The sequence below is a fragment of the Thioalkalivibrio sp. ALJ3 genome (assembly GCF_000377205.1).
Classification (GTDB): Bacteria; Pseudomonadota; Gammaproteobacteria; order Ectothiorhodospirales; family Ectothiorhodospiraceae; genus Thioalkalivibrio.
Genome location: NZ_KB897908.1, coordinates 157,452 through 172,281, shown reverse-complemented (window position 1 = coordinate 172,281; position 14,830 = coordinate 157,452). Strand labels below are relative to the sequence as shown.

At 58.5% G+C, this 14,830-nt stretch carries 10 protein-coding genes, 1 tRNA gene and 1 pseudogene; 2 read left to right on the top strand and 10 right to left on the bottom strand.

The window, feature by feature from the left end; all coding sequences use genetic code 11:
- Positions 1 to 34 precede the first annotated feature (34 nt).
- The 9 genes and pseudogenes from C935_RS12795 to C935_RS0109505 form a co-directional block, all read right to left on the bottom strand.
- Positions 35 to 541, bottom strand: a complete 507-nt coding sequence (locus C935_RS12795; protein WP_018862275.1) for a hypothetical protein — start codon at positions 539 to 541, stop codon at positions 35 to 37.
- A gap of 430 nt (positions 542 to 971) precedes the next feature.
- Positions 972 to 1,499, bottom strand: coding sequence for a hypothetical protein (locus C935_RS0109535; RefSeq protein WP_018862274.1), 528 nt, complete (start codon positions 1,497 to 1,499; stop codon positions 972 to 974).
- A 100-nt stretch (positions 1,500 to 1,599) separates the two neighbouring features.
- The gene (locus C935_RS13300) at positions 1,600 to 1,917 is read right to left on the bottom strand and encodes a DUF1889 family protein (RefSeq protein ID WP_196800537.1); all 318 of its coding nucleotides are present in this window, start codon (positions 1,915 to 1,917) and stop codon (positions 1,600 to 1,602) included.
- 235 nt (positions 1,918 to 2,152) lie between these two features.
- Positions 2,153 to 5,347 (bottom strand): type I restriction endonuclease subunit R, encoded by a 3,195-nt coding sequence (locus C935_RS0109530; protein ID WP_018862273.1) that lies wholly within the window; start codon positions 5,345 to 5,347, stop codon positions 2,153 to 2,155.
- Positions 5,348 to 6,043: 696 nt separating this feature from the next.
- Positions 6,044 to 6,397, bottom strand: coding sequence for a hypothetical protein (locus C935_RS12790; RefSeq protein ID WP_018862271.1), 354 nt, complete (start codon positions 6,395 to 6,397; stop codon positions 6,044 to 6,046).
- On the bottom strand, positions 6,394 to 7,047 hold the full coding sequence (locus tag C935_RS0109520; RefSeq protein WP_155996733.1) for a hypothetical protein: 654 nt from the start codon (positions 7,045 to 7,047) through the stop codon (positions 6,394 to 6,396). Before C935_RS0109520 ends, C935_RS12790 begins: the two co-directional genes overlap by 4 nt.
- 20 nt (positions 7,048 to 7,067) lie before the next feature.
- A pseudogene (locus C935_RS13405) lies at positions 7,068 to 7,199 on the bottom strand (DUF4357 domain-containing protein); the annotation flags it as partial.
- Complete coding sequence (locus C935_RS0109510) at positions 7,196 to 8,605, bottom strand: restriction endonuclease subunit S (protein ID WP_018862268.1); 1,410 nt, start codon at positions 8,603 to 8,605, stop codon at positions 7,196 to 7,198. The pseudogene C935_RS13405 and the gene C935_RS0109510, both read right to left, overlap by 4 nt.
- Positions 8,602 to 10,581: a class I SAM-dependent DNA methyltransferase gene (locus C935_RS0109505; RefSeq protein ID WP_018862267.1), complete on the bottom strand. Its 1,980-nt coding sequence runs from the start codon at positions 10,579 to 10,581 to the stop codon at positions 8,602 to 8,604. Before C935_RS0109505 ends, C935_RS0109510 begins: the two co-directional genes overlap by 4 nt.
- Before the next feature lie 770 nt (positions 10,582 to 11,351).
- Between C935_RS0109505 and C935_RS12785 the strand changes: the two genes are divergently transcribed.
- Both C935_RS12785 and C935_RS0109490 read left to right on the top strand, forming a co-directional pair.
- The gene (locus C935_RS12785; RefSeq protein WP_196800535.1) at positions 11,352 to 12,767 is read left to right on the top strand and encodes a YfjI family protein; all 1,416 of its coding nucleotides are present in this window, start codon (positions 11,352 to 11,354) and stop codon (positions 12,765 to 12,767) included.
- 659 nt (positions 12,768 to 13,426) lie between these two features.
- Positions 13,427 to 13,672 (top strand): hypothetical protein, encoded by a 246-nt coding sequence (locus C935_RS0109490; RefSeq protein WP_018862264.1) that lies wholly within the window; start codon positions 13,427 to 13,429, stop codon positions 13,670 to 13,672.
- A gap of 916 nt (positions 13,673 to 14,588) precedes the next feature.
- Here the strand turns inward: C935_RS0109490 and C935_RS0109480 are convergent.
- Positions 14,589 to 14,663: transfer RNA gene (locus C935_RS0109480), tRNA-Val, on the bottom strand.
- Positions 14,664 to 14,830: the final 167 nt, after the last annotated feature.

The window sequence follows — 14,830 nt, the reverse complement described above, 5'->3', positions numbered from 1 at the left end:
ACGACAGGATCGTTCAGTTGAGCGGCCTATTATGCTATGTGAAATCAATGACCGCACTTAGGTATCTTCCTTCATCAGTGAGGTTCCAAACCGCTCCCTTACTGCCCAGGGTTCGTTGGGCGTAGCCGTTCTCTACCAGCCAGTCGAGTGCACGGCGGACTTCCTCGGAGGACAGCCCTGTATCCTTCTTTATACCGCCAAAATAGCGCCACGTGTAGTCCGGGTGGTGCAAAGCGTTAACAACTGACCGGGTGGCGGCATCGATACGCGATACATCCGGCACTGGCTTGCGCTCCTCGCCAGACGCCAGTGGCTCGGTTTCCTTCTCTATGACTGCTTCTACCTTCTTGAATTTTTCGCGCAGTTCCGCCTCAAACCCCGCGCCTTTGATACGGCTGAATTTGTCGAGATCAGAAAATGCCAGCGCGATTGCACCAGCGATAATCGCCAAGCCCATTTCGGCGGGCTTTCCCATGAAGCCGAGCGTGGTGGTCACCACAAGCAACACAACATAGCCAGCGATCTGCACCACTATAACCATGGGCACTCCTTATTCGGCATAACGGCCGGCTCACGCGCGGGTTTGTTGCTGCGAAGCAGCGGAAGACCGGTCGCCGTGCAGCCGATTTTTAACGCGTTCAGTTACCTCAACCTGTACGCAACCGACCAAGCCTCGTTCACTGCTCCCAACCAAGACAGTGCTGGAGCGGATAGCCATGGCCACCTTATCCTGGCCTATTCGATCTCCACTGACCAAAGCTGATTCAAGTGTCCAACCTTCCGATCCAGCGTCAGGACGATAAGCCCGATTTACTATCTTCGTCACTGCTTTTGCATCGGTTAACTCACCTTTCCTGATGTCAACTTGAGCCATGCTCGTCCTTTAGCTTTAACGCCGCGTTAAGCGGCCGCGGGCCAACCAAACATCAGGAAACGCGATGGCGTCTCCCCGCGTCGGCTTGAACGCATAGTTAGGTGTTGGCGCAAGCAGGGCAAACGTTTTCGTTCTCAGCGACTTCAAAGCGCTGGCCGCATTGCTTACAGACGCGGCGGACGACACATGACGCCTCTGCTCTCGCGGTTGCGGAGACTGTTATGCCCATGAAGAGCTTGTTGAGGAATTTCATTGCAAACTGCCGGGGAGTGCTGCCTGCGTCGATCTGGACGTGATGGACGCCCGCGTGGGCCGCGACCTTCTTTGCACCGGCCTGGAGTGGCAAAGGCGAAACGATAATACCCCCATCAGAACCGGTGTCGAGAAGGGTGAACGCAAGCGCCCCTACCTTGGCCTGTGATTGGCGAGCCTTCGTGTTCCGCACCTCAACGACAACTATGCGCTCACAATCCTCTGTGACGCCCTTCGCGTCGATCTCCCAGTGCGTGCCGCTGGCGCCGGGAATGGTTTGCTTCCCCTCGAAGCGATCCACACCGAGCTCATTGGCGATCAGGTTGAGAAGCTCTGCCGCAACCTGCTCGTAGCGCTCCCATTCTCTAGACATCGCCGAACCCTCTATGACAACACCTAACGTCTAAGCTAAGCGGCGCGGCGTTAGCCGCGTCCGGTGGAGCGCGAAGCGCGGAACGAACTTGAGCGATTTGTTAGGCTCCATTGCTGTTGGCTCTTTGACGAAGTTGGTCAATGATGTCGTCTCGCCACATTCCTTTATTGCGCACGACAACGCGGCCACCTCCGCCCATACGCCCCGCAAGTTCGCCTAAATCTTTAGCGTGCTTATCCTTCCATCCATTCTTCGCGGCCCAGGATGCGATTTCATCTTCGTTAAGTATCTCTCCCTCTTTATGCAGCAATTTAAATAGTTCCTTTGCTGCTGACTCGTCAGAATAGTGCAGAAGGCCGGTTGAGAGATTCACTCGGTTGGTCAGACTTATTAATGCTTCTTCTACGAGCGGGCTCATACTTTCTCCTTGTAAGCCTAACAGTGTATTAGACAGAATCTGGAACATTTTGCGTTATACAGATTCTGGATAACACCGACATGGCCGTGATATGCCGCAAGCAAGGCGGTCCATACCGTCCGGTTACCAACGCGCAGATGGGAGACCGCTTGGCAACCGAACTGCGGGATGGCGGTGTTGTGCGTTTCAACCCCTCGGGTTGCCGAAGTGAGCGCCAATGCCCTGAGACGCTTGTTCATGGAGCGGGCCTCGTGGGTGTCGAGCGTTGGTCGCCTGCCCCGGCGGTCAGCAGGCGCAGGATCAGCAGGGCGAAGTCGCGTTGGCGCTCCGGGTCGTCGAGGACCTGCATGGAAAGTTTTTCGTGGTCGGTCATGGCGTCGAGGACGGTGTCGGTGACGCGCTTGGGGAACAGGCCGTGCATCACTTGGTCGGGGCTGTGATTCTCGACCTGGGCCATCACGGCGTCGTCGCGGCGGATGCGGTCGGCGATGCCGTTGGCGAACTGGAGCTTGTCTTCGTCGCTCACTTCGGCGCCAAACAATTCGTTGAGCTGGTCGATGATCTCGGAGAGGCGTTTCTTTTCCGGGTCGTGGGGCTTGCCGGAGCCGACGTCGGAGACAGGTTTGAGGCCGTCGTAGTCGGCGCCGTCCTCGGCGAGGCTCAGGCGCTGTTCAGCACGCTTGTTCAGGCGGTAGTGGGTCAGCTCCAGCTCGTCGACGTCGATGGCGTCTTCTTCGATGTTTTCGATGCGCAGCAGCGGGTGCAGGGCGCGGGCGTAGACGTTGAGCTGTTCCAGCTCGCGGTCTTCGAAGTCGACGATCTGTGACAGGAACTCGTAGCTGCGCACGAAGCTCTGCAGGTTCTTGCGGAACAAGTCGAGCTCGTCGCGGGTGGTGTGGGCGTCCTTCAGCTCCTGTTCGGCGCGGTGCAGGCCGGCCTTATTATTGTTGCGCTCGGCTTCGGCGTGGGCGGCCTTCCAGGTCTGGATCTGCTCCAGCACCGCCTTGTAGCGGGTGTGGTAGCGCTCCTTCGCGGGCTGGCAGTAGTAACTGAGCTGGCTGGCGCCGGCCTTCGGATCAAAGAAGGCGCGGGCGAAGTTCTCCACCTCGTCCCAGTGGTAGATCCCGGCGGCGTCCAGGCTCTTCTGCAGGTCGTAGACGATCTGGTGGTCGGAGACGTCGGCCAGCTCGGCCTTGTTGTAGTACGGGCGGAAGGCCTCGAGGATGTCTTCGGCGTCATTGAAGAAGTCGAGGACAAAGGTCGCCTCCTTGCCCGGAAAGGTGCGGTTCAGGCGCGAGAGGGTCTGCACGCACTCCACGCCCTGCAGCTTCTTGTCCACGTACATGGCGCAGAGCTTAGGCTGGTCGAACCCGGTCTGGAACTTGTTGGCGACGATCATCACGTTGTATTCGTCGGTCTTGAACGCTTCGGCCAGGTCGCGGCCCTTCAGCCCCGGGTTCAGCAGCGAGCTGGTCTCGGTCACCTCCTCGGGGATCACCTCGTCCGGCAGGACGGAGCCGGAGAAGGCGACCAGCGCGTGCACGTCGGTGTAGCCCTTGCCCTGGATGTACGCGCGCATGGCCAGCGCGTAGCGCACGGCCTCCTGGCGGCTGCCGGTCACCACCATCGCCTTGGCCTGGCCGTCCAGCAGGTGGCGCACGTTAGCGCGGAAGTGCTCGACGATCACCTCCACCCTCTGCGAGATGTTGTACGGGTGCAGGCGTACCCAGCGGGCGATCTTGGTCGAGGCCTTGCGCGACTCCACCTCCTGCTCGTCGGCGTGCGGGTGCGCCAGCTTCCAAGCCGTGGAGTACGTGGTGTAGTTCTTCAGCACGTCGAGGATGAAGCCTTCCTCGATCGCCTGGCGCATGGAGTACAGATGGAAGGGCTCGGGCTTGTTGTCCGCCGAGGGCGGCAGATCCGGGTCGGGCGGGCGGCCGAACAGCTCCAGGGTCTTCGCCTTGGGGGTGGCGGTGAAGGCGTAGTAGCTGATGCGCTCGGCGGGCTTGCGCGCGGCCACGGCCGCGTCCAGCAGCTCTTCGGCGCTGATCTCCTCGTCTTCCGGCTTGTCCGTTCCGAGAATCGCCTTCAGCTTGGTGGCGGAGGAGCCGGTCTGCGAGGAATGCGCCTCGTCGGCGATCACCGCGTAGCGCCCGGCAGCCAGGTCCGGGCGCTTGTCCAGGGCGTCGAACAGCGCCGGGAAGGTCTGAATGGTCACGATGATAATGCGGGTCTGCTCGGCCAGCGCCTCGGCCAGTTGCTCCGACTTGCTCTGGCTACCGACATCGCGGGTGATCGGCCGCACCACGCCGTGCGCATGATCGAACTGGTAGATGGTGTCCTGGAGCTGGTCGTCCAGCACCGTGCGATCAGTGACCACCACCACGGAGTTGAACAGCTTGCCGCCTACCTCGTCGTACAGCGCGGCGAGCTGGTGCGCGATCCAGGCGATGGAGTTGGACTTGCCGGAGCCAGCGCTGTGCTGGATCAGGTAGCGCCGCCCGGCCCCTTCCTCGCGCGTGGCTTCGATCAGGCGGTTCACCACGTCCCACTGGTGAAAGCGCGGGAAGATCAACGCCTCCTTCTTGCGGCGCTTGCCGTGGAAGTCCTCCTCGGTCTTATGCTCCAGGTGCAGGAAGCGGCCGATGATCCGGAGCCAGGCATCCGGCTGGAACACGCGCTGCCACAGGTAACCGGTGGCGTAGCTGTCTGCGTCCGGGGGTGCGGGATTGCCGGACCCACCGTCTTCCGTGCCCAGGTTGAAGGGCAGAAAGAAGGTGTCCTTGCCGTTCAGGCGCGTGGTCATCGCCACCTGGTCCTGGCTGACCGCAAAGTGCACGAGCGCGCCGCGCTTAAAGGTCAACAGCGGTTCCGGCTTGCGGGTGACCGGGTCCTTCAGCGGGCGGTCGCGCCGGTACTGGCGCTTGGCGTTCTCCACCGACTGCTTGAATTCGCTCTTCAGCTCCAGCGTGGCGGTGGGGATGCCGTTGACGAACAGCACCAGGTCCAGCCGCGGGTTGTACTCGCCGCTACGCGCATGCGGCGAGTACGAGACCTCCGGCACCACCCGCAGGCGGTTGGCGCGGTAGCGCGCCAGGGACTCGGGGTTCATCTCGTGATCGGGCTTGAAGCTGCACAGCTCCAGCTTCACCCCCGGGGTCTTCACCCCGTGGCGCAGCACTTCCAGCGTGCCGTCGCGCTCCAGCTCTCGGGTGACCGCGCGCACCAGGGCCTTCTGCGGATCCTGCGGGTTCTTTGCAGCGAACTTCTCCCAGCGCTGCGGCCAAGCGTCCCGCAGATAGGCGACCAGATCCTCGATGTACAGCGCATTCGCGGCGTCATACCCGCCTGCCGGACCGGTCAGCCAGCCATCGGCGGTCATCGCATCGATGATGTCCTGCTGAAACTGCGCTTCCCTGCTGTCCGCCATTGGCTTCCTCACACCATAGCTTGGTTTTCATTCGGGTAGCTGAGCCCTAGCCCCGGCCGATTATGGCAAACACGCCACCGCGCCCGCTGCCCAATCGACAAGGGTATATCCGTTCATCGAGCCAACCGCCCCTTCTCCACCGTCCCAGTCTCGATGGCAGCAACACCAATGACGCTCAACAACCACGGCCTCTACGGAAGCGAAGGGCTACGGCTACCATGCCGTTATCCAGGATGCTTGAACTAGAAGGATCCCGTTAGCCATATAGGTAGAGAAGAGACGCTATTACGGTTACTACAACATAGGGCAACCAAAACAAATACCTCTTGAGCATAAATAAATCCCTCCAATCCTTCAAAGAAGGCGTTGACAACTTCGTGCTAATGCCCTCAGATGGAAGGAATGGCTCAGGCTCCCCGGCCAATATATCAGTTAACGTTCTCTCTATTTCAAGAGACTTTCGAATGTACTGAATCTCAATCCTTTTGTGCCCCCCTTCAAGCATAAGGAACAGCAGAGACGCGAGAAGCACTAACATATAGATAAACGCTTGTTCTGTTGCATATGCTGCACTCATTAGCGCAGACACTATCGCGTAGAATGTCGCTCGAATCTTCCAAATCGCGTCCGACGAATTGCGAACTAGATCTTGGTATTGACTCCAAGCTGCCAAGGCGATATCCGCACTCTTATCCATCACGACAAAGCTCGAAGCACATCGGTTAGGAATTCCGAAATGAACCGTTCAATGGATTCCGAATGATCCACGTAGTCCTTTCTAAAGAGTGTATTTTCGCTCTCCCGAAGAGCCGCGTTCACCGTTTGAACTAGCCCGACGTTCTCATGATCCGGATTCTCTTCAATAAACTTGTTCAATCGCCTTCTTAACATCATGCGATTATGAGGGGTGGAACCTGTTACCTGGTGACAAATTTGCGAGCACATTCCGTCGAAGGCAACGCGCAAGCGCCCAAGATCATGACCCTTTACGTACACTTCCGGATCGGAAATTGCTCTTTCAATCTCGCGACGTATTTTGTCCTTGATCACATCATGATCCTTTCATTGAGCGTGCGGTCAATCCGATCGAAAAAATCCAGAAGGGGGGCGAACGTTAATAATTCTGGAGAGATTTCACTCGGTTCGAGGTGCCGTTCAAAGATTCGATTCACTCGAATAAGTAAGTCTATATCCTCCTCGGGGAGCTGGGGGAGAAACGCTTCGAGAACTTCTCGTTTTTCAAAAATATATCGCCCTTGCTGCGCCATAGAGAACACCCCTAAATTCTTTAATGCACGGAAGGTATATGATAGCAGCGCATACTCAGCACCTTCGAACTGCGATGGATCTCTTAGCCAGCGGTAGAGCTCGAGCTGCGACTCGATCTCTTGGGTGAAATCTTCTTGAACATGAAACGATCGTTGGAGTAGAGACCATGCACTTTTAGATCCCCCTAGGAGCCTGCCCTCGGACAGGATATGCTTTATAAAAAGTGAACCCTTGTGGTAAAGCCTGAAGAATGTCGCCTGATCGTAATCCACGTAACTTAATGGTCCAAGGACATCGGCTACTTCAGGAATCACGCTGACATCTGCTGCGCGCCGATGGCCAATACGAACGACATCAATGTCGGATTCAAACGTGGATGTTCCGCGCGCGCAAGATCCAATCAGAAGGGTGAATTGATTACCTTCGCTCATAAAGACTTCTGGCCCCTGCCCCGGACTAGCTCGCAGAGCTTGCCAAGCGGACGAATCAGCACATGCCCAGTCCAGTTCATGATCTGGGTCGTCAACAGCCCATGCGGGGTGCCATCGACCAGGAAGAGGCGGAAGCTCCGACCCCGTGTCACGTCGCACCTCCCTGCGCCGAGTATCCGGCCTGCTCCTCCGCGACCATTGCAAGCTCCGATTCCTCCTGCTCAGCAGCACCCGCCCAACCACGCACGTCGATCTTGCCGGTGACCGCTGCAGAGATCAGGGAAGAACGACGCTCTTGCAACACATCAACCGCATTTTTGGATGCATCCAAGAGTCCTTCGATCTGCCCCGTTTGTTGTTCAATATGGCCGACTATCTCGTCCTGCTCGTGTAGCGGAGGCACCGTGATATATAGCCCCTTGATTGTTGCTTGGGATAGGTTATTAGCTAGACCCTCAGCCCCGTTGATCGATTGCTCAATCTGACGACGCAATGGGTTGCTGCCCAATGTTCGAGCGACAAACTTGGCCGACACCTTCAGACTGAAGATCAATCGGAAGAGCTTATCCGATAGCATTAGATTTCCGCGTGAAGATTCCACATAGGCCACCGACCCAATGAGGTCTGTAGATCCGCTGGCGCGGCACATCAGAACGTCCCCACTGCAGACCTCCAGATCTGGCCGCGGATGTAGGGCGTGAGGGAGGGCTTTGTTCTCGCTTTCTCGATAAACTCCGTTATTCACCGCCCCTGCCTTGAGGATCCCCCACATGCCATTCTCTGCTGGCGTGCTGTGGCACTCTGGACTCCAGCCTTGCTCTATTCCTTCTAAGACCCGACGCAACATTACTACGTCCCACTGAGCCGGAACCTCGCCCAACCATTCGACGCCGGAATCCTTCATGGGCACGTTGGGGTCGAGACCCTTGGTAACGGCGTGGGAAATCACCGCCTGCCGCTTCTCCTTCAGCAGCTCGATCAGCCGCCGCTGCTCCTCGATCAGCGCATCGATCTTCCCAGTCTCGTGGTCGAGGAAGGCGGCAATTACCCGCTGCTCGCTCACACTTGGAACCAATACCGGCAACGACAAGAGATCATCGCGGCTCATCTGCAGCGAGTTGGGTCGAATTCCCGTCAAATATTTTGTGTAGCCCGTAACGTACGCCTGACTTCTCATAAGATGATGAGCGAATCGACTTTCAAGATCAGGCAGAATCCAATAGCTGCGATATGCGGGGCTTACATGCCCTACGTATTCGGAAACACCCAACCCTGCATAATTCAACCACATTGTGTTGACAACGAGCTGGCCCGGGCGAACAATCCGGTAGCCGATTAACTCTTCATGCGTCCGGCGTTTATTGTCATCCTCGTACTGCTTAACCTCCACCCCTCGATAACCCGAAACAGATAGCATCACGCCTACGGGCTTTTCATCGATTTTTTCACTACTCTCTTGGAAGACGTGCCTGAATTTGCGTATCTGCCAATGCGCCGGCACCTCGCCCAGCCATTCGACACCGGAGTCCTTGTACTCGGGATACTTCGGGAAGCTCACGCTGACAGCTCCTCGATCATCTGCTTGATGCGGGTGGTGACGGCCTTCAGGTCGGCGTCGATCTCTTCCAGCGGACGTGGGGGCTGGAACACGTAGAAGTGGCGGTTGAAGGGGATCTCGAAGCCGACGATGCCGATCTCACCGTCCTGTTCGTCGCGCTTGTCCTCGTCGATCCACGCATCGGGGACGTGCGGCTTCACCTCGCGCTCGAAGTACTCGAACACGTCCTCGCCCAGCGGGACGTTCTCGGTATCGCGCAGGTCGCTGTCCGGTTCCGGATTACCCTTCTTGTCGGTGCAGATGTCGGCTTCCGGGTCGCGTTCGCTCAGGCCGTTCCACACGGCTTTCAGCGCGGCGGCGGGCAGCTTTACGTCCAGCGCCTTCAACTGGGCCTTCAGGTCGGTCAGGAAGTCCTCGCGGTTGGTGTACGTGCGCTCGGCGTCCAGCCGCTCGCAGGCGGCCTGCACACCCAGGCGGGTGGTCTCGTCCAGCTTCTGGATCGGCTTTTCGGCCAGCATGCGTTCGATGCGCTCGGGGCTGGCCTGGAAATTCAGGCGCAGTGGGCGTTCGACGGTGATGCGGCGGTAGCCGAAGGCCTCGTTCGGGAAGATCTTGCTCTTGTCGCTCTCTTCGAAGGCGCCGTAGCTGCGCACGATGGCGTCGATATTGGCGTCGTCGATGTACTGGCGCTTGGAGCCGAGCGACTTGCGCATCTTCGCGTAGCGCTCGGTGGCGTCGATGAGCTGCACGCGGCCCCGACGCTCGGCCGGCTTGTTGTTGTTCAGCACCCAGATGTAGGTGGCGATGCCGGTATTGTAGAACATGTCGGTGGGCAGGCCGATGATGGCCTCCACCATGTCGTGCTGCAGCAGGTAGCGGCGGATCTCGGACTCGCCGCTGCCGGCCCCACCGGTGAACAGCGGAGAGCCATTGAGGATGATGCCGATGCGCGAGCCACCCTTGCGCGGGTCACGCATCTTGCTGACCAGGTGCAGCAGGAACAGCAAAGAGCCGTCGGATACACGCGGCAGGCCGGGGCCGAAACGGCCGTTGAAGCCCTTGTGCTGGTGCTCGTCCACCACCTGCTTCTGGACCTTCTTCCACTCCACGCCGAACGGCGGGTTGGCGAGCATGTAGTCGGCGCGCAGTTCTTCGAGCTGGTCGTCGGACAGGGTGTTGCCGAGCTTGATGTTCTCGACCTTCTGGCCCTTGATCAGCATGTCCGCCTTGCAGATCGCATAGGACTCGGGGTTCAGCTCCTGCCCGTGCAGGGACACGCTGACATCCTGGCTGATCTGCTGGATGTACTCCTCGCTCTCGGACAGGAAGCCGCCGGTGCCGCAGGTCGGGTCGTAAACAGTGACGATGCCGTGTGGCTGGAGCTTGTGGTCCTGCCCGGTGAGCACCAGCGAGGTGGTCAGGTGCACCACGTCACGCGGGGTGAAGTGCTCCCCGGCGGTCTCGTTGGAGCTTTCCGCGAACTTGCGGATCAACTCCTCGAACACCAGCCCCATGCCGAAGTTGGACAGCCGCGCCGGGCGCAGGTCGATGGCGGCGAAGCGCTGCACCACCTGGTACAGCAGGTTGTTGCTGGCGAGCTGCTCGACGAAGTCCTCGAAGTGGAAGTGATCGAAGATCTCGCGCGCATCCTTGCTGAAGGACTCGATGTAGCTCATCAGGTCCTCGGCCGTCTGCGTATCCGACAGACTCGCGAGCGACAGCGGTGAGGTATTGAAGAACGGCTGCTCCGCTTGCCGCAGCAGGAATTGCTCGCGGACCGTCTCCGACTTGTTCTCGTGCTCCTTTGCAGCAGCCAGCACGCCGTCCTTGGTCGGCTCCAGCACGCACTCCAGCCGCCGCAGCAGCGTGAACGGCAGGATCACCCGCCCGTACTGCGACTGCTTGAAGTCCCCCCGCAGCAGATCCGCCACCGTCCAGATCCACGCGGCGGTCTCCGAATGATTCTCCGTGTTCAAGCCCTGCTCCCCTGTGTGTGACCCGGTTACCGATACCCACATTGTTGCAGCACCGCACCGCATGTGCGAACGGATCGCCCCCGAACTCCGCCCTATCGTTTCCTCACTGGGTTACTCGATCCAGCCCCTGTTGTATGCACTCCAATGACTGTGTTGACCTCAAACGCCACCCAGAGCTAGCCGCTGCATGCAATACAAAAATGCAATACTTTCAGCGCCATGGAAATTTTTTTCCAACCTACCCTTCTCAATCATGCGACAATGTATAGCGTGGAGACACAAAAAACCCCCGGACGGAAACCGGCCGGGGGTAATTCAATCCTAACTCTGTAACGCGGTACTTCAAGCCGAGGATAGCGGTCCTCGGAGACACTGAAGGTACACTCCACTGCTTGTGTCGTCAACAGAACGTACCGCACCAACACAAGGTGCACATCATTGAAACCAGAACAGGATCCTCAGAAACCTCAGCTTGTCCCGGAATCGGAAGCCGCCGAATTGCTCGGCGTCTCTACCTACACACTGAAAAACGCCCGTTTGCACAGGCTCCAGACGAATGCCCTCCGCGACCTTCCCTACGTCAAGATTGGGCGCTGCGTCCGGTATAGCATCGATGACATCCGATCCTGGATCATCAAACATACCGTAGGGGGTGCGTAATGGCCTCCTTCGTCAATCCCTCCACGGCTACCGGGTCCACGAGTGACTGTCAGGCCCCAACCCTGGGGTGGCCGCCACTCCAGCCTATTTTCACCGAAGAGCTTTCCGGAATGGACTTGCGACTCGCTCCCGACGTGCTTCGATGCCACGCAGAGTCGATCGCTCACCATACCGAAACGCCGGTCGAGTTAGCGTTCACACAATTACTTGGCGTCGCGGCGGTTGCGACCGCCCGCCGGTTCCGAATTGAAACCGCTCCGGGACATCATGAGCCTACGAATCTTTGGCTCGCGACAGCGTTATCCTCCGGACAACGGAAGTCGGCTGTCCACAAAATCTGCACACAGGTATTGGTGGGATGGCAAAAACGTGAAGCGAAGAGGCTTCAGGCATTAAAGCAGGAGGTCGATGCCCACAACCAGATCATTGATGCGAAGATAAAGCGCTTAACAAAGTCTCTGGCTTCCACAGCGGACCCTAACGTGTCCGATCAAAAGCTATCTGAGCTCCAGGCACTCGAAGAAAAAAAACGGGAAGAGGTGGTGCTCCCACTCCTTTGGACCAGTGATTCAACCCCAGAAAAGCTCGCCATTTTGTTAGCGGAACACCAAGAGCGCATGGCCTGGATGTCATCGGAAGCGGGGCTCTTCGGGTTCTTGGCCGGGCGATACCAGCGCGGAACCCCAAACCTCGACTTGATGCTGAAGAGTCACTCAGGGGATGCTGAACAGGTCCACAGGGTCGGCAGGGACTCCGTATTGCTTTCCGAGCCCCTCGTAACGATCTGCGTCACACCACAACCTTCGATTCTCGAAAGCCTATCCGGATTGGACGACTTCCGTGATCGAGGACTGCTGGCTCGCTTCCTGTACCTGCAACCGAAAAGCACCTTGGGATACAGGCAATTGGTTGAAGTACCATTGGATCAACAAGCCAAGATCGATTTCGAGGCGGCAGTTGAGGCAATCCTTGACTGCGAAGAAGACACCAACCAAGGCTCGTGGACGCTAACAATCGCGGATGAGGCCCGGGTGGAGCTTCGGCAGTTCGCCCTTGAGATCGAGCACGACATGCGGCCGGACGAACTGGCGGAACACGCGCAAGACTGGGCGGGTAAGGCGCCAGGCGCGACAGCACGAATCGCTGGCGTGCTGCATGCGCTCGAACATGCCCATCGAAGTCCATCAAAGGTTGATGTCTCCTTGAAAACCATGCAGTGCGCCATCTCCATGATGCGAACCTTCTACCAACATAGCTTGGCGGTGCTGGACACAACAGATAACAAAAGCCCGAGAGGTGCCGCGACACGCGTTTGGGGCTGGATCTCGAAACAGAAGCTTGAGACGTTCACACAACGGGATGTTCACCAGGCCTTGAGGGCATCCTTCAAGGAGTCCCGAGAGCTCGAAAAGCCTCTCATGGTGCTCGAGGAACGGGGTTATATTCGGCGATTAGAAACGGGCCAGAGGGGCGCTGGGCGTCGCTCCGTCCAGTTTGAGGTCAACCCGATATTCCTTGGCCAGTAGCTCGGCCTGAGGCCTACGATCCGCGGCTGGTGCCTTGAGGTACCAGCCGTTTTAGCTTTGGCCTCTTCTCCTGCCGAAAGGCCGCTGGTAGCTACCCCGAAGGGATCACAAGCAGCGGCATAGATTGTGTATTTTGAGGATATTGTGGCCAGTTTATGGTTGGCACATTTATAAGCCTGCCCTATTTTAACCGCCCTACCGACAGAGAGGGGTCACCCCCAACCAGAAGGGGGTGGAAGATCCTTCAGGGTCACCTGACCTAGCTGTAATCCGAGGAGGCTGTTACCCCCATTTCAGCCATCCATTCCACATCAACGCCGCCTAGCCATAAGCTGAACACCACTCATCCTGGATGGGGTCACAATCCCAGCCATTCAGATTCCACCACAGCGCTCAGAATCCACAGAATCCTCAAAAACACCCCCTCTCGACCCAGACTCAAGCACGATACTTGCACTGCCCCTTGGGTCGAAGCGCTACGAAGGGCGTAAGCATCGGACTTTCGGACTCGCGCCTGAGATGGGGGAACAGGAGTGGTGCCTAGCATAGAACCGAGCGTTCATGGCTCCGATGCAGCGCCATGACACCCCACCGGTGGCGGTGAACGACATCGGCTGCGGCGATGCTGAACATATGCCCCGCAGGATGGTGAGCGGCCCATGATCCGACCACTGGAATCCGAGCTGGCCTACATTACGCTGCGTATGACGCAGCAGAGCCAGCAGCCTGGACCGGTCCTGGTGGTGCACTCCGATCAGGGGTGTCATCACATCAGCGGTGCCTGGACACGCCTGCTGGCGCATCGTGGCGGACGAACCACCCTGAGTCATCGAATGCACTGGACCCAGCGCTACCTGCGGCTCAACGCCAGGGAGATAAGACGGACAGCCACCCCATCGGGGTGACCACTATCACGTGATTACTCATCCCTGTGACTCGACGGTCAGGGACGAAGCCAATTCGGCACTAAGTACGGAGGGTTGCCCACAAAAAAACCCCGGCACTGGCCGGGGTCGAATGGTGATGCATTAAGCTGCTCCGGCTAGTGCCCGGAACATTAGATCAGCATAGTGCTGCTGCTCTTCCGGGCTATGACGCCCCGCAGGCAGCCAGATTTCCGAAGAAATCCACTGGTCATCATCATCTTCCAGATGAAGGACTAGCCGAACTTGCACGCCGACCTGCCTCCAGTCGTCGCTCGGAATGCGGCGGTGGTAGATAGTTACTCCGTTGGCGGTGAGGTGTGCGGCGAAAGAATCCGCGTCCCCACTGCTACTCTGCTGTGCACGGGCTAAACGCTCGACCAACTTTCCTCGGTCTTGCGAGGTCCCGGCCAATTGCGATGCTTGATGTGATACGACCTTTCTCATGAGTGCCTCCTCGGCTTCTGGGGGTTCACTCACCCTATGCAAGGCCTTATGACACCAGGATCCAGCGAGCCCCCTGTACCCGGCTCGGGAAAAGCTGGTCATACCCAATTTCGGAGCCGCTTTGGGTCCGGGGATGAACGAGCGATGAGCGAGACGGCACGTCACAGCAGGGCCACCGGGATGGCGCTCTGCCATGCGGTTTTAAGCCAGCGGTGCTGCCGTGTGCGGGGGCTATGCCTCAGCGGAGTGCTTCAGCTCGCAGTGGCGGAGAGAGAGGGAATAAGGCCAGGCAATACGGCGGGACACCTCCGCATTCAATGCTCAGGTAGATCTGGGCCACCACGAGCAATAGTGCGGGATTCATCGGTGCCAACCTTGGACACCATGCACCCCTACTGCACCCCCAACAAAAAAGGGTTAGGCCCGCGTGGACCTAACCCTTTGATAATGCTGGTGGGCGGTACTAGGTTCGAACTAGTGACCCCTGCCGTGTGAAGGCAGTGCTCTACCGCTGAGCTAACCGCCCAGAACGGCGGCAAGATTACGTCCAGCCGGAATCGGCGTCAAGGGAGACCCGATCCGCCACAAGGGTCAATTCGTCGCACCACCGCAGGATGTGATGAGCAAAGCGAATCGCATCGGGCTTTCGCTCGACGCAGGGCATGGTGCGTTTCGCGGCGCTCAACCGCACCC